The following is a 678-nucleotide window of genomic DNA, read 5'->3' on the forward strand; positions in this document are numbered from 1 at the left end:
TCGTTGAGATCGGCAACGCAAACAGCTGCTCCCTGAGCGGCCCAATACTTAGCGATTGCGGCTCCCATTCCCTGGGCGCCACCTGTGATTAAGGCCTTTTTACCGGCCAGTCTTGTCTTGTCCATGACTGCTCACCTTCCTCGTTGAAGTCTGGAAACTTATGTAAGTGTAAACCCTGAGCATACACTTTCAACAGTCAGAGAACACCCGTTTAGAGAATTGTTATCAACGAAATGACTCTTAGCCTTTTGGTTTCAGTTGGTGTAGCATTGGACACTGCCCAAGCGCTTGTAGCTCAATGGATAGAGCATCTGACTACGGATCAGAAGGTTGGGGGTTCGAGTCCCTCCAAGCGTGCGAACCACGAGAAGAATTTCACGACTTCTCGTGGTTTCTTATTTTCTATAAAAGTGACTCAATTCTCACTTCCGCTGCAAAGGGAGTTTTTTATCTATCAACTCGGTTGCAGCTAATAAGCACGGAGGGCAGTGATGAAACTTATAACCGGATTTGTTTTGGTGGCAACACTGCTGGTTCCCGCGAGCTCGGTTACAGCAGCTGAGACAAGAACTTCTGAAGACAGCAAAGTGAGCTCTGCTCCGGTGGTTGTGAAATCGCTGACTGATTACCCAGGCAGAGTCCGAACAGTCACTGAAACCCAAAAGGCTGAAATCAGAG

Annotated in this window: 2 protein-coding genes and 1 tRNA gene; 2 read left to right on the plus strand and 1 reads right to left on the minus strand. The window is 48.2% G+C overall.

The features are described 5' to 3' along the window. The coding region (locus RI518_RS07980; protein WP_310689842.1) for an SDR family NAD(P)-dependent oxidoreductase at positions 1 to 125 on the minus strand (125 nt) is incomplete at its 3' end. A gap of 159 nt (positions 126 to 284) precedes the next feature. Between RI518_RS07980 and RI518_RS07985 the strand changes: the two genes are divergently transcribed. After that, positions 285 to 357 (plus strand) — tRNA-Arg (locus RI518_RS07985). Positions 358 to 491: 134 nt separating this feature from the next. Next, positions 492 to 678 (plus strand): hypothetical protein (locus RI518_RS07990; RefSeq protein ID WP_310689841.1); only part of this gene is annotated, 187 nt, incomplete at its 3' end.

The sequence above is a fragment of the Pontimonas sp. genome (genome assembly GCF_031581085.1).
Classification (GTDB): domain Bacteria; phylum Actinomycetota; class Actinomycetes; order Actinomycetales; family Microbacteriaceae; genus Pontimonas.